This is a genomic window from Duganella sp. AC237 (assembly GCF_979254035.1).
Map to the genome: position 1 here is coordinate 335,376 of NZ_CEEDEW010000003.1, position 20,504 is coordinate 355,879.

Annotated in this window: 15 protein-coding genes and 4 pseudogenes; 10 read left to right on the forward strand and 9 right to left on the reverse strand. The window is 64.9% G+C overall.

Going from position 1 to position 20,504, the window contains the following annotated elements; genetic code table 11:
- Positions 1-16 precede the first annotated feature (16 nt).
- The 8 genes and pseudogenes from AC0IYS_RS01810 (at position 17) to AC0IYS_RS01845 (ending at position 10,003) form a co-directional block, all read left to right on the forward strand.
- Complete coding sequence (locus AC0IYS_RS01810) at positions 17-409, forward strand: hypothetical protein (RefSeq protein WP_471703574.1); 393 nt, start codon at positions 17-19, stop codon at positions 407-409.
- Between the two features lie 777 nt (positions 410-1,186).
- Positions 1,187-2,653: pseudogene (locus AC0IYS_RS01815) on the forward strand (heme utilization protein); the annotation flags it as partial.
- A gap of 118 nt (positions 2,654-2,771) precedes the next feature.
- Positions 2,772-3,020: pseudogene (locus AC0IYS_RS01820) on the forward strand (hypothetical protein); the annotation flags it as partial.
- A gap of 139 nt (positions 3,021-3,159) precedes the next feature.
- Positions 3,160-3,204 (forward strand): annotated as a pseudogene (locus AC0IYS_RS01825) (hypothetical protein); the annotation flags it as partial.
- Between the two features lie 341 nt (positions 3,205-3,545).
- A pseudogene (locus tag AC0IYS_RS01830) lies at positions 3,546-3,710 on the forward strand (hypothetical protein); the annotation flags it as partial.
- A gap of 76 nt (positions 3,711-3,786) precedes the next feature.
- The gene (locus AC0IYS_RS01835) at positions 3,787-6,270 is read left to right on the forward strand and encodes a beta strand repeat-containing protein (RefSeq protein ID WP_471703575.1); all 2,484 of its coding nucleotides are present in this window, start codon (positions 3,787-3,789) and stop codon (positions 6,268-6,270) included.
- Positions 6,271-6,503: 233 nt separating this feature from the next.
- Positions 6,504-8,666, forward strand: a complete 2,163-nt coding sequence (locus tag AC0IYS_RS01840) for a peptidase domain-containing ABC transporter (RefSeq protein WP_471703576.1) — start codon at positions 6,504-6,506, stop codon at positions 8,664-8,666.
- Positions 8,639-10,003: an HlyD family type I secretion periplasmic adaptor subunit gene (locus AC0IYS_RS01845; RefSeq protein ID WP_471703577.1), complete on the forward strand. Its 1,365-nt coding sequence runs from the start codon at positions 8,639-8,641 to the stop codon at positions 10,001-10,003. The genes AC0IYS_RS01840 and AC0IYS_RS01845 overlap by 28 nt, the downstream gene beginning before the upstream one ends.
- Positions 10,004-10,076: 73 nt before the next feature.
- Here AC0IYS_RS01845 and AC0IYS_RS01850 read toward each other — a convergent pair whose 3' ends face one another.
- Entirely contained in the window at positions 10,077-10,697 is a 621-nt protein-coding gene (locus AC0IYS_RS01850; RefSeq protein ID WP_471703578.1) for an OmpW/AlkL family protein, read from the reverse strand.
- Positions 10,698-11,012: 315 nt separating this feature from the next.
- Between AC0IYS_RS01850 and AC0IYS_RS01855 the strand changes: the two genes are divergently transcribed.
- The gene (locus AC0IYS_RS01855) at positions 11,013-11,336 is read left to right on the forward strand and encodes a CzcE family metal-binding protein (RefSeq protein WP_471703580.1); all 324 of its coding nucleotides are present in this window, start codon (positions 11,013-11,015) and stop codon (positions 11,334-11,336) included.
- Positions 11,337-11,384: 48 nt separating this feature from the next.
- Positions 11,385-11,840 (forward strand): SgcJ/EcaC family oxidoreductase, encoded by a 456-nt coding sequence (locus tag AC0IYS_RS01860; RefSeq protein WP_471703581.1) that lies wholly within the window; start codon positions 11,385-11,387, stop codon positions 11,838-11,840.
- A 57-nt stretch (positions 11,841-11,897) separates the two neighbouring features.
- Here AC0IYS_RS01860 and AC0IYS_RS01865 read toward each other — a convergent pair whose 3' ends face one another.
- From AC0IYS_RS01865 to rfbF, 8 genes are read right to left on the reverse strand one after another with little or no spacing between them, the layout of a single operon-like run.
- Positions 11,898-13,490: a glycosyltransferase gene (locus AC0IYS_RS01865; protein ID WP_471703582.1), complete on the reverse strand. Its 1,593-nt coding sequence runs from the start codon at positions 13,488-13,490 to the stop codon at positions 11,898-11,900.
- A gap of 39 nt (positions 13,491-13,529) precedes the next feature.
- Positions 13,530-14,462 (reverse strand): FkbM family methyltransferase, encoded by a 933-nt coding sequence (locus AC0IYS_RS01870; protein WP_471703583.1) that lies wholly within the window; start codon positions 14,460-14,462, stop codon positions 13,530-13,532.
- A 21-nt stretch (positions 14,463-14,483) separates the two neighbouring features.
- Positions 14,484-15,404 carry a transketolase family protein gene (locus AC0IYS_RS01875; RefSeq protein WP_471703584.1) on the reverse strand — a complete coding sequence of 307 codons (921 nt, stop codon included), beginning with the start codon at positions 15,402-15,404 and terminating at the stop codon, positions 14,484-14,486.
- Positions 15,401-16,249, reverse strand: a complete 849-nt coding sequence (locus tag AC0IYS_RS01880; RefSeq protein ID WP_471708780.1) for a transketolase — start codon at positions 16,247-16,249, stop codon at positions 15,401-15,403. Before AC0IYS_RS01880 ends, AC0IYS_RS01875 begins: the two co-directional genes overlap by 4 nt.
- The gene (locus AC0IYS_RS01885; protein WP_471703585.1) at positions 16,249-17,313 is read right to left on the reverse strand and encodes an NAD-dependent epimerase/dehydratase family protein; all 1,065 of its coding nucleotides are present in this window, start codon (positions 17,311-17,313) and stop codon (positions 16,249-16,251) included. Before AC0IYS_RS01885 ends, AC0IYS_RS01880 begins: the two co-directional genes overlap by 1 nt.
- A gap of 8 nt (positions 17,314-17,321) precedes the next feature.
- Positions 17,322-18,647 carry a lipopolysaccharide biosynthesis protein RfbH gene (gene rfbH / locus AC0IYS_RS01890; RefSeq protein WP_471703586.1) on the reverse strand — a complete coding sequence of 442 codons (1,326 nt, stop codon included), beginning with the start codon at positions 18,645-18,647 and terminating at the stop codon, positions 17,322-17,324.
- A gap of 10 nt (positions 18,648-18,657) precedes the next feature.
- On the reverse strand, positions 18,658-19,731 hold the full coding sequence (rfbG, locus tag AC0IYS_RS01895) for a CDP-glucose 4,6-dehydratase (RefSeq protein ID WP_471703587.1): 1,074 nt from the start codon (positions 19,729-19,731) through the stop codon (positions 18,658-18,660).
- Positions 19,728-20,501 carry a glucose-1-phosphate cytidylyltransferase gene (gene rfbF / locus AC0IYS_RS01900; protein ID WP_471703588.1) on the reverse strand — a complete coding sequence of 258 codons (774 nt, stop codon included), beginning with the start codon at positions 20,499-20,501 and terminating at the stop codon, positions 19,728-19,730. Before rfbF ends, rfbG begins: the two co-directional genes overlap by 4 nt.
- Positions 20,502-20,504 lie beyond the last annotated feature (3 nt).

A 20,504-nucleotide genomic window follows, 5' to 3' on the forward strand; every position in this document is an offset into this window, starting at 1 on the left:
ACACACAGGAAACCGCATGCGGGAATTTGAAACATGGATGGCGCGCGTACTGTTGCTCAACAGCGCGCTGACCCTGGGCGTGAGCCTGGGCCTCCTCGGCGCGCCGCAGGAGGCGGATGCGCTGCCGCTGTTGTTCGGTGTCGGGCTGTTCGGCTTTCTGGCCGCCGTGCTGTCGCTCAAACGCTGGAAGAGCGGCCTGTTGGGCGGCATGCTGTACTACGCGGTGCAGCTGATCGGCTATTTCCCGCACGACGGCGGATGGCAATATAGCGTCAAGGCCGGGGTCAGCATCGGCCTGGCGATGCAGTTTGCGAGCGTGACGGTGGTGCTCAACATGGTCGCGCTGGCCTTGCTGGCCGCCACCTCGGCCGTGCTCGCCTGGCGCATGCGGGCCGCCGACAGCCGCTGAACGCGGCGCCACTTCCCTTCCTTTCCGGCGGGCGTGTCGCGTCCCGCCACGCCATTGACGACCGCTTGCTGGACGTCATGGGCCCGTCATGAAGTCACAGTAACATCCTTAACAAAATTTCCTTCACGAATTAATATCGCACGCGATTTTCCTGCGTAGCGCCGCTGTGAGGGATATCTTCTCAGCAATACAACATGATCTAAAGAACATGATTGGTGCCGCTGGAATATTGCTTTTATGCAGGTTGCGGACAAGATACATTCGCGGAAATAAATTCTTGTTGGAAATTAAGTCGGCTATACTTGCTCTCAATACGCTCGGTTCAGGTGCCCCCCAAGCCCTGGTGCGGGTAGAAAAAAGTCAATGATTTCAAATGCTTGGGGCATTTGGGATACATGACGGAGAATGTCGAGATTTTTTATTCCCCGCAGCAACAAGTTTGTTTAGTGAAAGATTCGCTCCGGTCGCCTTGTACTCGAGTGGGTCAAAATCGTCGTCCGCCAAGTCCACCTCACCGTGTCGCGGACGATGCACAACACAAATTTAAAGAAATTTAAGTTGAAATGCAGCAAATCGCCGCCGTTTGCTAAAGTTGACACTTTTGTTGACGTTAAGAATGTGTGTGCGGGATTTTTTGCGCCTGTAGTAACGAATTATCAGCAAATACATAGTTATAAAACGGCAAATGTGCCACTGACGGAAGCCAGGAGACGACGGTAGGACCGCCGCTCCCGCTTTTTCGGACAGATCGAATGAGCGCCCTTTAGGAGAAATGCAATGAGCGTCGTAACCAGTTTCACCACGGAACAGATCGCAAGTCTGACTACCCAGCAGATCGCCACGATCACCACAGCTGAATTTGCTTCGCTCAACTCCGACCAGATCGGCGCGCTGACGACGCTGCAGGCTTCCGTCATGACCGCTACCCAAGTGGGCGCGATCACCACCAGCAGCGTCACCTCGCTGACCACGCAAGACATCGCCGCGTTGGGCACCAGCGCCGTGACCGGCCTGACCAGCGCGCAAATGAAAGCGCTGGCGACCGACCAGATCGTCGCGTTGACCACCAACCAGGCCGCCGCCCTGCTGACCCAGCAAGTGGCCGCGCTGTCGACCGACGGCATCGTCGCCCTGGAAACGGCCGACTTCGCCGCGCTCAAGACCGCCGCCGTCAGCAGCCTGACCAGCGTCCAGATCAAGGCCCTGACCACCGACCAGATCGTCGCGCTGACGACCGCCGGCGCCAACGCGCTGACCACCGCGCAAGTATCCAATTTCAGCACCGACGCCATCGCCACGCTGCAAACGGCCGACATCGCCGCATTGAAAACCAGCGTGATCGCTTCGCTGTCGTCGGTCCAGGTCGGCGCGCTGACCACCGACCAGGTCAAAGCCCTGACCACCGCCACCCTGGTGGCACTGAGCACCTCGAATATCGCCAACGGCCTGACCACCGACCAGATCGTCGCCTTGTCGTCGACCCAGTTCGCCAGCCTGAGCACCGCCCAGATCGCCGCACTGTCGAGCAACAGCATCGCCGCCATTGAAACGGCCGACATCGTCGGTATCAGCACCGCCGGCATCGCCGCGCTGAAATCGAACCAGATCGCCGGCCTGAGCACCGACCAGCTCGCGAACTTGTCGAGCAACCAGATCGTCGCCCTGAGCACGGCCACCATCAAGGCCTTGAGCACCGACCAGATCGTCGCGCTGACCACCGCCCAAGCGGCCGCGCTGACCACCCAGCAAGTGGCCGCGCTGGGCACCGACGCCACCGCCGCGCTGGAAACGGCCGATTTCGCCGCACTGAAGACCGCCGCCATCGCCGCCCTGTCGAGCAGCCAGATCCGCGCGCTGACGACCGACCAGGTCGTCGCGCTGACCACCGCCGAAGCCAACGCCCTGACCAGCCAGCAGGTGGCCGCGCTGACCACCGACGCCGTCGCCGCCCTGCAAACGGCCGACCTGGCCGCGCTGAAAACCGCCTCGTTCGCCGCCATGGGTTCGAGCCAGGTTGCCGCGCTGACGACCGACCAGGTCAACGGCCTGGCCACCGCCCAGTTCGCCGCGATGAGCACCGCCAACTTCGCCAACGGCCTGACGACCGACCAGATCGTCGCCATGCGCTCGGCCCAGTTCGCCAGCCTGAGCACCGCCCAGATCGGCGCTTTGTCGAGCAACAGCATCGCCGCGATTGAAACGGCCGACATCGTCGGTATCAGCACCGCCGGCATCGCCGCGCTGAAATCGTCGCAGATCGCCGCGCTGGTCACCGACCAGATCGCCAACCTGTCGACCAACCAGATCGTCGCGCTGACCACCGCCGGCGTCGCGTGGCCTGACCACCGACCAGGTCGTCGCGCTGACCACGGCCCAAGCCGCCGCGCTGAGCACCCAGCAGGTCGCCGCCCTGAGCACCGACGCCATCGCCGCGATGGAAACGTCGGACTTCGCCGCACTCAAAACCGCCGCCATCGCCGGCCTGACCACCAACCAGATCCGTGCCCTGACGACCGACCAGGTGGTGGCGCTGACCACCGCCGAAGCCAACGCCCTGAGCAGCGCCCAAGTCGCCGCCCTGAGCACCGACGCCGTCGCCGCGCTGCAAACGGCCGACCTGGCCGCGCTGAAAACCGCTTCGTTCGCCGGTTTGAATTCGAGCCAGGTCGCCGCGCTGACGACCGACCAGGTCAACGGCCTGGCCACCGCCCAGCTCGACCGCGCTGACCACCGCCAACATCGCCAACGGCCTGACCACCGACCAGATCGTCGCCATGACGTCGGCCCAGTTCGCCAGCCTGACCACCGTCCAGATCGGCGCGTTGTCGACCAACAGCATCGCCGCCATCCAGACCGCCGACATCGTCGGTATCAGCACCGCCGGCATCGCCGCGCTCGAAATCGCAGCAGATCGCCGCCCTGGTCACCGACCAGATCGCGACCTTGTCGAGCAACCAGATCGTCGCCCTGACCACCGCCGCCGTGCGCGGCCTGACCACCGACCAGGTGGTGGCCCTGACCACGGCCCAGGCCTCGGCGCTGAGCACCCAGCAAGTGGCCGCCCTGAGCACCGACGCCATCGCCGCGATGGAAACCGTCCGACTTCGCCGCGCTGAAAACCGCCGCCGTCGCCGGCCTGACCACCAGCCAGATCCGCGCCCTGACGACCGACCAGGTGGTCGCGCTGACCACCGCCGAAGCCAACGCCCTGAGCAGCGCGCAAGTGGCCGCCCTGAGCACCGACGCCGTCGCCGCCCTGCAGACGGCCGACCTGGCCGCGCTGAAGACCGCCTCGTTCGCCGGCATGAACTCGACCCAGGTTGCCGCGCTGACGACCGACCAGATCGCACGGCCTGGCCACGGCGCAGTTCGCCGCGATGAGCACCGCCAACGTCGCCAACGGCCTGACGACCGACCAGATCGTCGCCATGACGTCGGCCCAGTTCGCCAGCCTGAGCACCGCCCAGGTCAGCGCGCTGTCGACCAACAGCGTCGCCGCGATCCAGACGGCCGACATCGTCGGTATCAGCACGGCCGGTATCGCCGCGTTGAAATCGTCGCAGATCGCCGCCCTGGTCACCGACCAGATCGCGACCTTGTCGACCAACCAGGTCGGCGCGCTGACCACCGCCGGCGTGCGTGGCCTGACCACCGACCAGGTGGTGGCCCTGACCACCAACCAGGCAGCGGCGCTGAGCACGCAGCAAGTGGGCGCCTTCAGCACCGACGCGATCGCCGCGCTGGAAACGGCCGACTTCGCCGCGCTGAAAACCGCCGCCGTCGCCGGCCTGTCGACCAACCAGATCCGCGCCCTGACGACCGACCAGGTCGTCGCGCTGACCACCGCCGAAGCCGGCGCGCTGACCAGCCAGCAAGTCGCTGCCTTCAGCACCGACGCCGTGGCGGCCCTGCAGACGGTCGACCTGGCCGCGCTGAAAACCGCTTCGTTCGCCGGCCTGACGTCGAACCAGGTCGCCGCGCTGACGACCGAGCAGGTCAACGGCCTGGCAACGGCCCAGTTCAACGCGATGAGCACGGCCAACTTCGCCAGCGGCCTGACGACCGACCAGATCGTCGCGATGACGTCCGCCCAGTTCGCCAGCCTGCGCACCGCCCAGGTCGCCGCGCTGACGAGCACCAGCATCGCCGCGATTGAAACGGCCGACATCGCCGGCATCAGCACCGCCAGCATCGCCAGCCTGCGTTCGGCCCAGATCGCCGGGCTGACCACCGAGCAGGTGGCCACGTTGACGACCGCCCAGATCGTCGCGCTGAGCACTTCGTCGTTCCGCGCCCTCGGTTCCGACCAGGTCGCCGCGCTGACCACGGCCCAAGCCGCGTCGCTGAACACCCAGCAAGTGGCCGCCCTGACCGTCGACGCGGTCGCCGCGATCGAAACGGCCGACCTGGCCGCGCTCAAGTCGAGCGCCATCGCCGGCCTGTCGAGCGCCCAGATCCGCGCCCTGACGACCGACCAGGTGACCAGCCTGTCGACCGCCAGCATCACCGCGCTGACCACGTCGCAAATCGCCAACGCGCTGACCACCGACCAGGTGGTGGCGTTGACCTCCAACCAAGTCGGCGCGCTGAACTCGGCGCAAGTGTCGGCCCTGAGCAGCAGCAGCCTGGCCGCGCTTGAAACGCAGGACATCGTCGGCCTGAAGTCGTCGTCGATGGCCGCGCTGCGCACCGTGCAGGTGGCCGCGTTGACCACCGACCAGATCACCGCGCTGAGCACCGCGCAAGTGTCGGCCCTGAGCACGGCGGCCCTGGCGGCCGGCCTGACCACCGACCAGGCCGTGGCGCTGTCGAGCGACCAGCTCAACGCGCTGACCACCTCGCAGATCCGGGCACTGTCGACCAACAGCGTCCAGGCGCTGGAGACGGCCGATATCGCCGCGCTCAAGACCTCCGCCTTCGTGGCCCTGAGCACGACGCAGCTGGTGCGCCTGACCACCGACCAGGTGGTGGCGCTGAGCACCGGCCAGCTCAAGTCGCTGAGCTCGTCGCAAGCGAACGTGATGACCACGGCGCAGATCGCGGCCATGAGCACCAGCCAGGCGCTGGCCCTGTTCAACGCGTCGAAAGGGCTGTCGCCACTGGTCCTGGACCTGAACGGTAACGGCATCGAGACCCTGAGCGCCTCGGCCGGCGTCAGCTTCGACCTGACCGCCTCGGGCACCAAAGTCAACGCCGGCTGGGTTGGCGGCGGCGACGGTCTGCTGGTGCGCGATGTCAACGGCGACGGCACCATCAACGATGGTAGCGAGCTGTTCGGCGTAGGCACCACGCTGGCCGACGGTTCCAAGGCCACCAACGGCTACGATGCGCTGGCGCAGTTGGACAGCAACGGCGACGGCACCATCGACGCCAAGGACGGCGCCTTCTCCAGCCTGCAGGTGTGGGTGGACGGCAACGCCGACGGCATCAGCCAGGCCGACGAGCTCAAATCGCTGGCGTCGCTCAACATCACCAAGCTGAACCTGGACGTCAAGACCAGCGGCGCGCGTGACAACGGCAACACCATCGGCCTGACCTCGACCTTCGAGACCGCCGACGGGGCCACCCACGCCGCGGCCGACGTCTGGTTCGCTGCCGGTAACGCCAGCACCAACCTGACCAGCTCGGTCAGCGGCCTGGCGTCGGCGATGTCGAGCTTTGGCGCGGCAAGCGCGGCCACCACCGTGACCAAGCTGGAGATGCCTTCCAGCACCAACACGGCAGTGGCGGCGATGGCCAGCGCGATCAGCAACTACGACACCAAGCTGACCGCCGTGAGCAACTCGGTCTCGACCGAAGAGACGCTGCGACTGAAGGCTCTGCAAGGCGCCCATCACCAGGGTATCCTGGCTGCCAAGTAAGCTTGGTTAGCCTCGGTTAGCCTCAGTTAGCCTCGTCACAAAGACGGCAAGACCTCCGGGTCTTGCCGTTTTTTTTTGAACGGTCGAATAGCGGGGTAAACCTGCTTGTGCTTCTAAACAACAAAAGCCGTTTGCGGGCTCTGCGCTGGGTTAGAATCCGAAGGCTGGAACGATAGTGCGCGAAGGCAAGCTTCGCCCGCCCACCCGGCCCAGTTCATCCATACACCAGGCCTATGCACGATAAATTTCCCCATACCGCGATCCAGTGTCTGACCGCCATCGCGCAGCATCATGGTCTGCAAATCAATCCCGAGCGGCTGATCGACGACTACGCGCTGCGCGCGGAGGAACCGGGCGACGGCGCGCTGCTGCGCATCGCCTCGGATATCGGTTTGAAAGCCAAGGCGGACCGGCTCAACTGGTCGCGCCTGATGGCGCAGGGCGGCGTGTTCCCGCTGATGGCGCGCCTGGTCGACGGCAATATGATCATCGTGGTCGGCGTCAAGCCGGCCGACGTGGTCGGCCACCCGGGCGCCGAGGACCAGGTCGCCGTGCTCAACCCGGCCAACGCCAACGCCGCCGTGGTCATGGTCGCGCGCGGCGAGTTCGAGAAGCGCTGGGGCGGCGAGGTGCTGTTCATCAAACGCCAGCACAAGCTGACCGACCCCAACCAGCCGTTCGGGCTGCGCTGGTTCATTCCCGAGATCCTCAAGCAGAAGGCCGCCTTCCGCGACATCTTCATCGCCGCCATCGCCATGCAGCTGCTGGCGCTGGCCTCGCCGATCTTCTTCCAGCTGGTGATCGACAAGGTGCTCACGCACCAGAGCGTGACGACCCTGCAGGTGCTGGCCGTGGGCATCATCATGGCGCTGGTGTTCGACGCCACCTTCGGCTTCCTGCGCCAGACCCTGACCCTGGCCGCGTCCAACAAGATCGACATGCGCCTGACGCGGCGCGTGTTCGCCCACCTGCTGTCGCTGCCGATCGACTTCTTCGAGACCACCAGCGCCGGCGTGGTCACGCGCCACATGCAGCAGCTGGAAAAGATCCGCAGCTTCCTGACCGGGCGCCTGTTCTTCACCGCGCTCGACCTGATCGCGCTGCTGGTGTTCGTGCCTATCCTGTTCAGCTATTCCTTCAAGCTGGCGATGATCGTGCTGCTATTTGCGGCCATGATCGGCGGCATCGTGCTGGCCATGGTGCCGACCTTCCAGCGCCGCCTCAACGCGCTGTACTCGGCCGAGGGCCAGCGCCAGGGCATGCTGGTCGAGACCATCCACGGCATGCGCACGGTCAAGGCGCTGGCGATCGAGCCGTCGCAGCGCCGCATCTGGGACCAGCGCTCGGCCGAGGCCATCACCATGCACTTCCGCGTCGGCCAGATCTCGATCGCCGGCAACGCCGTCACCGATTTCCTCGGCAAGCTGCTGCCGGTCACCCTGATCGTGGTCGGCGCCGCCGACGTGTTCGACTCGACCCTGTCGGTCGGCGGCCTGATCGCCTTCCAGATGCTGGCCGGACGCGTCACCGGTCCGCTGATCTCGCTCGTCGGCCTGGTCAACGAGTACCAGGAGACGGCGCTGTCGGTCAAGATGCTGGGCGAAGTCATGAACCGCGCGCCGGAAGGCCGCGCCGGCGCCAACGGCCTGCGCCCGGTGCTGGACGGCGAAATCAAGTTCGACGCCGTCACCTTCCGCTATCCGGGCGCGCAGGCGATGGCGCTCAACAAGGCCAGCTTCACCATCGAGCAGGGCACCGTGGTCGGCATCGTCGGCCGCAGCGGCTCGGGCAAGACCACCCTGACCAAGTTGATCCAGGGCTTGTATCCGGTGCAGGAGGGGATCGTCCGCTTCGACGGCATCGACGCCCGCGAGATCGAGTTGTCGCACCTGCGCCGCCAGATCGGCGTGGTGTTGCAGGAGAACTTCCTGTTCCGCGGCACCGTGCGCGAGAACCTGTCCGTCACCAAGCCCGACGCCACGTTCGAGGAACTGGTGGCGGCGGCGGTGGCGGCTGGCGCCGACGAATTCATCGAACGCCTGCCGATGGGCTACGACACCGTATTGGAAGAGAACGCGTCGAACCTGTCGGGCGGCCAAAAGCAGCGCCTGTCGATCGCCCGTACCCTGGTGGCGCGGCCGCGCATCCTGATCCTCGACGAGGCGGCCAGCGCGCTGGACCCGGAAAGCGAGGCCATTTTCATCGGCAACCTGTCGAAGATCGCCGTCGGCCGCACGGTGGTGATGATTTCGCACCGCCTGTCGACCTTGGTCAACGCCGACAAAATCATGGTCATGCAGCAGGGTAGCCTGATGGATGCGGGCCGTCACGAAGAACTGCTTACACGTAGCGAAACTTACCAGCACCTATGGAACCAGCAAACAAGTCACCTTTAAGCTTCAAGCGCCGCAAGGACGAGACCGAGATCGAGTTCCTGCCGGACGCGGACGCCATCGAGCGCGGTCCGCTGCCGCGGTTCGTGCGCGTCACCCTGCACGTGCTGCTGCTGGCCTTCGTCTCGTTCATCCTGTGGGCCTGCTTCTCGCCGGTCGAGAAGATCGTCGTCGCCCACGGCCGGCTGGTCAACCCGCTGCCCAACATCGTGGTGCAGCCGCTCGAGACGTCCATCATCCAGAGCATCGACGTGCGCGTCGGCCAGATCGTCAAGAAGGGCCAGGTGCTGGCCACGCTGGACCCGACCTTCAGCGCCGCCGACGAGTCGCAGCTGCGCATCCGGCTGCAAAGCCTGGACACCCAGGCCGCCGGCCTGCGCGCCGAGCTGTCGGGCCAGGCCGGCGCCGACGTCGCCAGCGGCGCGAGCGCCGATACACAGCTGCAGTCGCAGTTGTCGAGCGAGCGCAAGGCCAACTTCGCGGCGCAAAAAACCAAGATGGACCAGAACATCGCGCGCCTGCGCGCCGGCCTGGAGACCAACAAGCACGACCAGGTGATCCTGGCCCAGCGCGTCAAGGCGCTGCGCGAGGTCGAGGCCATGCAGGAGCAGTTGATGGCCGAGCAGTTCGGCGCCAAGATGCACCTGCTGGAGGCGCGCGACCGCCGCCTCGGCGTCGAGCGCGACATGGACATGCAGCGCAACAAGGCAATCGAGATGGCCAGCGAGCTGGCCTCGGCCGAAGCCGAGCGCTCGGCCTTCGACAAGAGCTGGCGGCAGAAGGCGATGGAGGATTTGCTGACCGCCTCGCGCGACCGCGACGGCATCAACGAGCAGCTGGCCAAGGCCGACAAGCGGCTGAAGATGATCCAGATGGTGGCGCCGGCCGACGGCGTGGTGCTGGAGATCGGCAAGCTGTCGGTGGGTTCCATCGTACGCGAGGCCGAGGCGCTGTTCACCCTGGTGCCGCTGGGCGCCGAGCTGGAGGCCGAAGTGCAGATCGATTCGCTCGACATCGGCTACATCAAGCCGGGCGCCGTCACCCATTTGAAGGTCGATGCCTTCTCGTTCATGAAACACGGCATGTTGGAGGGCAAAGTACGCACCATCAGCCAGGATTCGTTCAAGCGCGACGCGGCCGACAAGAACGGCGGCGGCATGGACGCCTACTACCTGAGCCGCATCCAGTACAAGGGCGAGCTGAAGAAAATGACCGAGGGCACGCGCCTGCTGCCCGGCATGACCGTTTCGGCCGAGATCGTCGTCGGCCACCGCACGGTGATGTCCTACCTGCTGTATCCGCTCACGCGCGCGCTGGACGAATCGATCCGCGAACCCTGACGCCGGCGCTTTTCTTCTTCGCCAATAAAAACGGGCGGCACGCGCCGCCCGTTTTCACTTCCCGAGCACTACATCAGAAGCGGTAACCGACACCGACGCCCAGCATCAGCGGATCGGCCTTGACGCGGCTGGCCTTGACGCCGCCGATCATGACATCGCTGCGGATCTGCACTTTCTTGATGTCGAAGTTGAGCGACCAGTTCTTGTTGATCGCGTAGTCGACACCCGCCTGCAGCGCCAGGCCGACGCTGTCGTGTTCCAGGTCGGCGCCGCCGTTGAGCAGCTTGACCTTCGAGAATACCGTGTAGTTCAAGCCGGCGCCGAGATACGGCTTGAACGGCGAATCCAGCACAAAGTGGTACTGGACCATCAGCGTCGGCGGCAGGTGCTTGAAGCTGCCGATGTTGCGGCCGTCGAGCATGACGTCGTGCTTTTGCGGATAGGTCAACACCAGCTCGGCCGCCCAGTTCGGCGTGAAGAAATAGGAGACGTCGAATTCCGGAATGGTCTTGTCGCTGATGGTGAGGCGGTCCGACGCGCCGGCGCCGCCGATCGGATCGGACTTGTTGGCCAGGTCCAGGTTGACGGCGCGCGCGCGCACCAGCCACGGCGTTTCCTGCGCCACGGCGTTGCCGGCGACGGCGCCCATGCTACCGATTGCTGCGAATATCAATGCTGCCAGATGCTTGCTCATTTCACTTCCTTGTGTCGTGGTGGTGTCCCGGATGTCTGCGAATTTTCTCGGCGCTGGGGGATGACGCGAGGTGCGCAGTGTGCCTTGGCGCGCTGGCGCCCGCTATCGGGAGAACTTGATTGTTTGGTAGGGCAATCCCTACCGGACGGCGACACGGGGTGGCCGGGGATGGCGGCGGCGTCCCGCCCTACGGCAGTTTCAGGATTTCCTGAGGGTTAACAGCACGCTTTCCTGATGGTGCCGTTGACTGTTAGCAATGATACTTCGGTCCATCGCCATACGTCTTGGCGCCCTATCTCTCTATTGGACTACGTAATGAAAAAATTCCTGACCCTCGCAGCGCTGGTAATCTGCATGCCCCTGACCACCCTGGCGGCCAACAAGACAAACGTCAACGGCACCCCGGCGACCGCCGACGCCGGCGCCCGCGTCATCAATATCCTGGCCAAGACCAAGCACGTCAACGTCACCCAGGGCGAGACCGTGAAGTTCGTCATCGGCGACAAATCGTTCGCATGGCACTTCGACACCCTGCGCGGCAGCACCAGCTTCGCGCTGTCGAAGATCGCTCCGAAAGAGATCGATACCCACCGCGTGCGCGTGTTCGTCGCGCCGAATCCGCTGTACCACGGCGGCTAAGCACGGCCGGGCCAAGATCGTCCCATCCATCCCTTATCAAGGAATACCATGCGCAACTGGACCATCCTGCCACTCGCTTGCCTCGTCCTGGCGGGCAATACCTACGCCGCCGGCAGCGAAGACTGCCACCCATCGTCGGAAAAAGAAATCGCCGGCCTGTTCGACCGCTGGAACGCGTCGCTGCAAACCGGCGATCCGGACAAGGTCGTCGCCAACTACGCCGAAAACTCGGTGCTGCTGCCGACCGTGTCGAACACGCCGCGCATGACGGTGGACGAAAAGAAGGATTACTTCGAGCACTTCCTGAAGAGCAAGCCGGTCGGCACCATCAACAGCCGCCGCATCCAGATCAAGTGTAACAGCGCGGTCGATGCCGGCCTGTACACGTTTAAATTTGCGGATGGCAAGCAAGTCAAGGCGCGCTATACCTACACCTACAAGTGGTACGGTACCGAATGGCTGATCACCAGCCACCACTCGTCGGCCATGCCTGAAAAAGAGTAAGCGCGGTTGGCTTGCTTCAAGAATCCGACCCGGGCGACCAGGTCGGATTTTTTTTGTTCAGCCGCCCATCAGGCTGGCGATGACGGCGTCGACGTTGTCGGCCGTCAGCGGCTGATACAGCACCTCGCGATGCCGCACGAGGGCCTCGTCGGTGACCTTCGAATAGTCCAGCTTGACCATCTTCTCCACCACTTCCGGCGCGTAGCGCTGCTTGATCACCTTCGCCGGATTGCCGCCGACGATGGTGTACGGCGCCACGTTCTTGGTCACCACGCTGCCGGCCGCGATCACCGCGCCCTGGCCGATGGTGATGCCCGACATGATCAGCACCTGCATGCCGATCCAGACATCGTCGCCGACCACGATCGCGCCCTTGGTGGTCGATTCCAGCGCCTCGCCGAAAAACTTGACCCGGAACGGGAAGGTGGACACGCCCTCGTAAGGATGGTTGCCGCCCAACATGAACGTGACCTCGTCGGCCAGCGAGACGAAGCTGCCGATGCTCAGGCTTTCGTCCGGGTGGCCGTAGGCGATCACGCGCAGCGGACCGTAGCTGCGCCGTCCCACCGTCACCTTGCTGAAATCGAACGGGCCGGCCGACAGCGTCAGGTCGGTGTGGTTGTGCGGATTGAGCGCGCGCCAGTAGGCGCGCTTCTGGTCTTCATAGGACGGCTGCGGGGCTGGCGGCGCGGCCGGCGCGGGCGCCGGGGCAGGTGCAGGTGCAGGGGCTGTCCTCGGCGGCACGTCGTGCGGCACGTTGCGGATTGCCTCGTAGAAGTAATCGTCGTCGACGTAGTCCTGCATGTGCTCGAAGAAACCGGTCTTCTGGTAGTCGTTCTCGGGGTCGAAATAGTAGGGGATGATATGCTGGATCAGCAGCGCCTTCTTTTCGTGCTCGTAGACCATGCGGTCGAGCTGGCCGGCGACCACGTAGGGCTTGAGCAGGGTCAGGTAATTTTTGCCGAACACCTCGGCGATGTTGTAGCCGCCCTTTTTGTAGCCGCCCTTGCGGCCGGTGGGCACGCCGCTGAAATACGGCTGGAACAGCACGATGGCGCGCTTGCCCGTGCTGAGCAAGCGCAGCAGCACGTCGGTCTGCACCAGCCGCAGGTGCTGGTTGCGGGCGAAGTCGGGTAGCGCCAGGAACTCGGCGCGCCACATGCCGAAGCCGCCGATCCAGGTCGAGATGAACGACACGCGGCGCACGAAATCGCTCATGCTGGTGATCACCTCGAGCGCGTTGCCCTGGAAGTGGTTGCCGTTGGTGAAGAACACGATCGGCATCTCGGCGGCGGTGGCGCTGTAGACCTTGAGCATCTCCGGCAGGCTGCCAGGATTGAACATCAAGTTGTCGTTGTGCAGCTTCAGGTACAGCCCGCGCCCCTGTTCCATGACGAATTTGAAGTTCATGTCCGGCGAGATGGTCTCGGCGTGGCGGTGGTAGCGGATCTTGCCCGGATGGGCGGCGACGAACTGCGCGGCGACCTGCTCGGTGTCGTCCTCCGAACCGTTGTCGGAGATGACGACTTCGACCTCGCCGCCGTCGCTGAAGGCGGGCTGGCTTACGATGCTGTCGAGCGTCTGCCGCAGGAACGGCGCGCGGTTGTATGTCGGGATGCAGATCGACAGGATGACCTGGTTGGATTCCATAGGTGTGGTGTGGGTTCCGTGTTCGCGGTGGTCGGGCGCTCAGGCGCGGCGGTAGCGGCGCAGCTGCTCGGCGTGCGCCTCCGGGTGCAGGAAGAAGTAGTTGGTCGGGATGGTGTTTTCGTCCATCTCGCCGAACTCCACCAGGCGGCCTTCCTCGGCCGTGTAGACCTGGTAGCCGACGCCGCGGAACAGCGCGAAGATCTCGTTCGGGTTGTAACCGAATTTAGCCGACCATTTGCGCAGGATTTCCGACAGCACGATCGGCTTGTCGCGGGTGATGGTGTCGATGCCGCCCTTGAACACCAGCAGCTCGGCGCCCTCGACGTCGCACTTGATGAAGTCCACCCGCACGCCGGTTTCGGCGGTGTAGGCGTCCAGCGTGCGCACTTCGCACTGCGCGGTGCGCACGTCGTCGCGCCCGGTCAGGTTGACGGCCGAGGCGTTGCCCGAGCCCTCCGGCGGGTAGTAGAAGGTGAACTCGCCCGCCTGTTCGGACAGGCCGAAGTTGTGCGGCTTGATGTTGGCGCTGGCGTTGAGCGCCAGGTTGGTCGTCAGGTGGCCGTAGGTGGTAGGAATCGGCTCGAACGCGTATACCGTCGTGGCGCGGCGCGAGGCGGCGATGTTGAGCGCGTACCAGCCGATGTTGGCGCCGATGTCGAAGAAGTTGTCGCCGTCGGCCACCAGGTTTTCCATCATGGTCGCCTCTTCCTTCTCGTAGTCGAAGAAGTTGAGCGTTTCCATCGGCGCCACGCGGTAGTCGCCCGGCGTGCAGGCGATGCGGATGCCGCGGTCGCGCGAGGTCATGACGACCTTGCCGTCTTCGACTTCGATCTTGCGCACGTTGGTGCGGCCGATGTAGGCGGCGTAGTCGAAAAACACCGCGTGGTGCTCTTCGTACATGGTCTTGATGAAGCTTGGCTTGTCGATCGCGCCCTGCTCGAATTGCGCCAGCGTCGTTTGGATGGAAATCATGTCAGCACTTTCGGTAAGGTTTCAGGACAGGGTGGCGTGCCAGTCGTCCAGACGCAGGCCCATTTTCTCGCGCAGGAATTCCTGCGAGCCGGCGCTGCTGACGAAGGCGTTGGGGATGGCGATGCGGCGCACCGCCGGCAGCCTGGCCAGCGCGCCGTCGGACAGCAGGTCGTGCAGCCGCTCCAGGATGGCCGAGCCGAAGCCGCCGTTGGCCTGGTGTTCCTCGATGGTGGCGACGTGCGTGTAGCGCACCGCCAGCGCAGCCAGCTGCGCGCTGTCGATCGGATTGACGAACGGGAAACTGTATAAATCGATGTGCGGCGCGGCCTGCTCCAGGTAGCGCGCGGCGTAGCCGACCATGTCGCCGGTGGCGAAGACGGCGGCGGTGCTTTCAGCATTGACGCGCACCGGCACGATGCCGCCCAGGGTCAGCGCCGGCGGCTGCGCGTGCAGGCGCGGTTCGCCGGCCTTGTTCAGGCGCATATAGCACGGGCCGCGGTGCTGCGCGATGAAGGCGGTCATGGCGTCCACCTCGGCCGGGTCGCCGGGCGCCGTCACCACCATGCCCGGGATGGTGCGCAGCATGCCCAGTTCCTCGGTGGTGTGGTGCGAGGTGCTCAGCGGGCCGTAGGCGTAGCCGCCGCCGACGGCGATGATCTTGACGTTGGCGTCGTGGTAGGCGACGTCGTAGCGGATCTGCTCCATCGCCCGCAAGGTCGGGAAGTTACCGATCGAGTAGCAGAACACCGTGTAGCCTTCGAGGCTCAGGCCCGCCGCAAGGCCGACCATGTTCTGTTCGGCGATGCCGACGTTGATAAAGCGGTCCGGGAAGGCTTCGGCGAACGGTTCCAGCACCGAGTAGCCAAGGTCACCGCACAGCAGGAAGATGCGCTCGTCCTGGCGCGCCTGCTCCATCAGGGTCTTGATAAAACTGTTTCTCATGCTTGATCCTTGGATTCTTGCAGCAGTTCGGCGCGCGCGGCGGCGAATTGCGCGGCGTCCGGCGACTTGTAGTGCCAGGCCAGCTGGTTTTCCATGAAGCTTACGCCCTTGCCCTTAACGGTGTGGGCGATCACCACGCGCGGCTTGCCGGCGCGGCCTTCCTTGGATAGCGCGGCCGCCAGCGCGGCGTGGTCGTGGCCATCGACTTCGATGGTCTCCCAGTTGAAGGCCTTGAACTTGTCGGCCAGCGGATCGAGATTGAGCACGTCGGCGGTGCTGCCGAAGCTCTGGATCTTGTTGTAGTCGACCACCAGGGTCAGGTTGTCGAGCCGGTGGTGCGGCGCGAACAGGATCGCCTCCCAATTGGAGCCTTCGTCAAGCTCGCCGTCGCTGACGATGGCGTAGGTGTGCCACGCGGCCTTGCGGCGCTTGCCGGCCAGCGCGACGCCGGCGGCCACCGACAGCGCGTGTCCCAGGCTGCCGGTCGACAGTTCGACGCCCGGCACCTTGTGGTTGACGTGCGAGGTGAAGTCGCTGCCGTTGTCGGTGAAGGTGTCAAGCGCGGCGCGGTCGTAGTAGCCGGTTTCGGCCAGGGTCGCGTACAGCGCGGTGCAGGCGTGGCCCTTGCTGTAGAACAGGCGGTCGCGGTCGGGCGACTTCGGTTGCGCCGGGTCGGCCGTCATCAGGCCGCCGTACAGCACCGCCAGCACGTCGGCCACGGAGAAGGCGCCGCCCAGGTGCGAGGCGCGCTTCGTGTGGCACATGTGCAGGCATTGCAGCCGGATGCGGCGCGCCAGCGCGGTGGTGGAGGCGGCGTCGAAGGTGTCGGCGATTTTGTCGATCATCACAAATAGCTTTCTATGGTGCGGCGGAAGCCGTCGGCCAGGCTCGTGGCCGGGGTCCAGCCCAGTGCTTGCGCCTTGGCGATGTCGGGGGCGCCGCGCTGGACGGCGCTGGCCAGGTAGTTGTCGCCTTGCGGGCGCTCGACGTAGCTCAGGGTCAGGCCTTTTTCAGGATACATCCCGACCAGCAGCTGGCCCAGGCCGCGCATGCTGATCTCGCCGTCCGGGTTGCCGATGTTGTAGGCCTGGCCGTCGGCGCCGTCGAACAGCACTTTCCAGAAGCCGGCGACGGCGTCGGCCGAATAGCAGAACGAGCGCGTGGCCAGGCCGTCGCTTTTGAGCGCGATCGGCTCGCCGCGCAGGATGCAGGCGACGAAGTCGGCGTAGACGCGACCGTCGTCGAGCAGCATGCGCGGGCCGTAGGTGTGGAACGGGCGCACGATCTTGACCGGCACGCCGTACTGGTGGCTCCACGACACGCACATGTTTTCGCCCATCCGTTTGCTCTCGGCGTAGCAGGCGCGCACCGAGGTTGGATCGACTACGCCGTAGTCGCCTTCGGCCGTCGGCACCTTGGCGGCGGCGCCATACACTTCGCTGCTGCTGAAGTACAGGAAGCCCAGGCTCCCGCTGGCGCGGGCCAGCTGCAGCAGGGCGGCCGTGCCCAGGGTGTTGGCGCTGAGCGTGCCGACCGGATCGGTCGCGTAGTATTTGGGGCTGGCCTGGCTGGCCGCGTGGATGATGTAGTGCGGCTGTTCGTCAAGCGTGAACGGCGCGTTGATGTCCTGATCGATGCAGACCAGGTCGGGCCGGCCGCCATCGCCCAAGTGGTGGGCGTAGCGGCGCTCGAAGCCGGCGCGGTTGCGCACCATGGCGAGCACGCGAATATTTAAGTCGCGCGTTTCGTTCAGGTACAGCATGGTCTCGACCATGTACGACGGCAGGAAGCCGGAGGCGCCGGTGATGCAGACGGTGCGTCCGCGCAGCAGCTCCCAGTTCAGTCCCGGCGTGGCCACGATCGCCGCCATGTCGGCGGTTTCGATCGGGTGGCGGCTTGCGTTGGTCATGGCGCGCCTCAGAAACCGACGCCGAAGAATTCCTCCAGCTTGGCGACGGTGAAGTCCAGCATTTCACGGGTCAGGCCCGGGAAGACGCCGATCCAGAAGGTGTCGTTCATCACGCGGTCGGTGTTGGTCAGGTCCCCCGAGACGCGGTAGTTACGGCCGATCATGTACGGCTGGCGCGTCAGGTTACCGGCGAACAGCAGGCGGGTGCCTATCTTGTGCTGGTCCAGGTAGGTCAGCAAATCGACCCGCGCGACGTTGGCCTCCGGCTTGAGCGTCATCGGGAAGCCGAACCACGACGGGTCGGAATTCTCGGTCGCCACCGGCAGGATCAGGAACTCGGCGCACGACTGCAGCCGCTCCGTCAGATACGCGAAGTTGTCCTTGCGGGCCTGGATGAAACCTGCCGCGCGGTCGATCTGCGCGAGGCCGCAGGCGGCCTGCATGTCGGTGATCTTCAGGTTGTAGCCCAGGTGGCTGTAGGTGTACTTGTGGTCATAGCCGGCCGGCAGGGTGCCGAAGCACTGGCAGAAACGCTTGCCGCAGGTGTTGTCCTTGCCCGGCGGGCAGTAGCAATCGCGGCCCCAGTCGCGGAACGACTCGGCGATCATTTTCAGTTCGGCGTTGTTGGTGAAGACGGCGCCGCCTTCGCCCATCGTGATGTGGTGGGCCGGGTAGAACGACATGGTGCCGATGTCGCCGAAGGTGCCGACCATCTTGCCGTCGTAGGTGGAGCCGAGGGCGTCGCAGCAATCCTCGATCAGCCACAGGTTGTGCTTTTTGCAGATCGCGACGATCACGTCCAGGTTGTACGGATTGCCCAAGGTGTGGGCCAGCATGATCGCTTTGGTTTTAGGCGAGATCGCCGCTTCCAGCTTGGTGACGTCGATGTTGTAGGTGCCCAGCTCCACGTCCACGAACACCGGAATCGCGCCGAACTGGATGATCGGGTTGACGGTGGTGGGGAAGCCGGCGGCCACGCCGATCACTTCATCGCCCGGCTGGATCGCGCGCGGTCCCAGCTTCGGCGAGGTCAGCGTGTTGAACGCCACCAGGTTGGCCGAGGAGCCGGAATTGACGGTGATGAGGAATTCCACGCCGATCATCTTGGCCAGCTTGGCCTCGAACTGGTCGTTGAAGCGGCCCGTGGTCAGCCAGGCGTCGAGCGAAGCTTCGACCATCAGTTCCATTTCCGGCGCGCCGACCACTTTGCCGGCCGGCGGGATCACCGTCACGCCGGGCTCGAAGGCCTTCGGCACGCTGGCCAGCGCGCCGTATTCGGCCACCAGCTTGTTGATCTCCGCGCGGAGTTGTTCTTTGGTTTTTGCTTCGCTCATGGTTGCTGCCTTAGATGTGTGCGGTGTTTTGATAGGTGTCGATTTGCGCCAGCGTGAAGGCGCGCATGTCGGCTTTGGCGGCGTGCGCCTTGTGCCAGCCGACGATCATGTCGATGGTGTGGCCCAGGTGCCAGCGCGGTTGCCAATGCAGACGGCCGCGCGCCTTGGAGCAATCGAGCTTGAGGTAGTGCGCCTCGTGCGGTTGCGGCGCCTGGTCCAGCTCCCAGCCGGCGCCATCGCCCCAGCTCTCGCACAGGCGCGAGATGATCCATTCGACCGGGCGGGCGTCGATGTCGTGCGGCCCGAAGTTGAAGCCTTCGGCGTAGGCCGTGCCGTGCGAGTAGAGGTGTTCGGCCAGCGCCAGGTAGCCCGACAACGGCTCCAGCACGTGCTGCCACGGGCGGATCGCGTGCGGGCTGCGGATGCGCACCGGCTTGCCGGCGGCGATGGCGCGCACCATGTCGGGGATCAAACGGTCCTCGGCCCAGTCGCCACCGCCGATCACATTGCCGGCGCGGCCCGAGGCCAGCGCCACGCCATGCTCGGCGTATTTTTCGGGATTGAAGAACGACGAGCGGTAGCCGGCCGTCACCAGTTCGGCGCAGGCCTTGCTGTTGCTGTATGGGTCGTAGCCGCCGAAGGCTTCGTTCTCGCGGTAGCCCCAGGCCCACTCCTTGTTTTCGTAGCACTTGTCGCTGGTGACGTTGACCACCGCCTTGATGCCCGGCGTGTTGCGCACCGCTTCGAAGAAGTTCACCAGGCCCATGACGTTGGTGGCGTAGGTCTCGACCGGATTGGCGTACGAGTAGCGCACCAGCGCCTGCGCCGCCATGTGGATGACGATCTCCGGCCGCGCTTCCAGCATGGCGTCGCGCAGCGCGGCGCCGTCGCGGATGTCGCCGATGATGGAGGTCATGCCGGCGCCCACCTGGGCGGTGTCGAACAGGCTCGGTCGGCTCGGCGCCAGCGCGAAGCCGGTGACGTGCGCGCCCAGTTGCTGGAGCCACAGGCTAAGCCAGCTGCCTTTGAAGCCGGTGTGACCGGTCAGGAATACCCGTTTGCCCTGCCAGAAGGACGGGGTCATGGCCACCGCTTCCACGGCGCCTTACCGCTTTGCCACAGGTCTTCGAGCAGCACCTTGTCGCGCAGCGTGTCCATCGGCTGCCAGAAGCCGTGGTGGTGGAAGGCGTCCAGCTGGCCTTCGCCGGCCAGCTGCTCCATCGGTTCTTTTTCCCAGGTGGTGCTGTCGCCGTCGATGTAGTCGATGACTTTCGGCGAGAGCACGAAGTAGCCGCCGTTGATCCAGGCGCCGTCGCCTTGCGGTTTTTCCTTGAAGCTCACGATGCGCTGGCCGTCGATGTCGATGGCGCCGAAGCGGCCGGGCGGCTGCACCGCCGTCATGGTGGCCAGCTTGCCGTGCTTTTTGTGGAAGGCGACCGAGGCGCCGATGTCGATGTCGGACACGCCGTCGCCGTAGGTGAAGCAGAACGCCTCGTCGTGTTCGACGTGCTGGCGCACGCGCTTCAGGCGGCCGCCGGTCAGGGTGTCGCTGCCGGTGTCGATCAGGGTGACCTTCCATGGCTCGGCGTGGCGCTCGTGCACTTCCATGCTGTTCTTTTGCAGGTCGAACGTGACGTCCGAGGTGTGCAGGAAGTAGTTGGCGAAGAATTCCTTGATCACGTAGCCGCGATAGCCGCAGCAGATGACGAAGTCGTTGATGCCGTGGGCGGAATAGCTTTTCAGGATATGCCAGAGGATCGGCTTGCCGCCGACTTCGACCATCGGCTTCGGCTTGACAGTCGTCTCTTCGCTGAGCCGTGTGCCCAGCCCGCCCGCCAATATGACTGCTTTCATGCT

What these genes read in the sequence shown, in the direction of transcription:
- AC0IYS_RS01810 (WP_471703574.1), top strand. Translation starts at nt 17, where the DNA reads ATGCGGGAATTTGAAACATGGATGGCGCGCGTACTGTTGCTCAACAGC.
- AC0IYS_RS01835 (WP_471703575.1), top strand. Translation starts at nt 3,787, where the DNA reads ATGAGCACCGCCAACGTCGCCAACGGCCTGACGACCGACCAGATCGTC.
- AC0IYS_RS01840 (WP_471703576.1), top strand. Translation starts at nt 6,504, where the DNA reads ATGCACGATAAATTTCCCCATACCGCGATCCAGTGTCTGACCGCCATC.
- AC0IYS_RS01845 (WP_471703577.1), top strand. Translation starts at nt 8,639, where the DNA reads ATGGAACCAGCAAACAAGTCACCTTTAAGCTTCAAGCGCCGCAAGGAC.
- AC0IYS_RS01850 (WP_471703578.1), bottom strand. Translation starts at nt 10,697, where the DNA reads ATGAGCAAGCATCTGGCAGCATTGATATTCGCAGCAATCGGTAGCATG.
- AC0IYS_RS01855 (WP_471703580.1), top strand. Translation starts at nt 11,013, where the DNA reads ATGAAAAAATTCCTGACCCTCGCAGCGCTGGTAATCTGCATGCCCCTG.
- AC0IYS_RS01860 (WP_471703581.1), top strand. Translation starts at nt 11,385, where the DNA reads ATGCGCAACTGGACCATCCTGCCACTCGCTTGCCTCGTCCTGGCGGGC.
- AC0IYS_RS01865 (WP_471703582.1), bottom strand. Translation starts at nt 13,490, where the DNA reads ATGGAATCCAACCAGGTCATCCTGTCGATCTGCATCCCGACATACAAC.
- AC0IYS_RS01870 (WP_471703583.1), bottom strand. Translation starts at nt 14,462, where the DNA reads ATGATTTCCATCCAAACGACGCTGGCGCAATTCGAGCAGGGCGCGATC.
- AC0IYS_RS01875 (WP_471703584.1), bottom strand. Translation starts at nt 15,404, where the DNA reads ATGAGAAACAGTTTTATCAAGACCCTGATGGAGCAGGCGCGCCAGGAC.
- AC0IYS_RS01880 (WP_471708780.1), bottom strand. Translation starts at nt 16,249, where the DNA reads ATGATCGACAAAATCGCCGACACCTTCGACGCCGCCTCCACCACCGCG.
- AC0IYS_RS01885 (WP_471703585.1), bottom strand. Translation starts at nt 17,313, where the DNA reads ATGACCAACGCAAGCCGCCACCCGATCGAAACCGCCGACATGGCGGCG.
- rfbH (WP_471703586.1), bottom strand. Translation starts at nt 18,647, where the DNA reads ATGAGCGAAGCAAAAACCAAAGAACAACTCCGCGCGGAGATCAACAAG.
- rfbG (WP_471703587.1), bottom strand. Translation starts at nt 19,731, where the DNA reads ATGACCCCGTCCTTCTGGCAGGGCAAACGGGTATTCCTGACCGGTCAC.
- rfbF (WP_471703588.1), bottom strand. Translation starts at nt 20,501, where the DNA reads ATGAAAGCAGTCATATTGGCGGGCGGGCTGGGCACACGGCTCAGCGAA.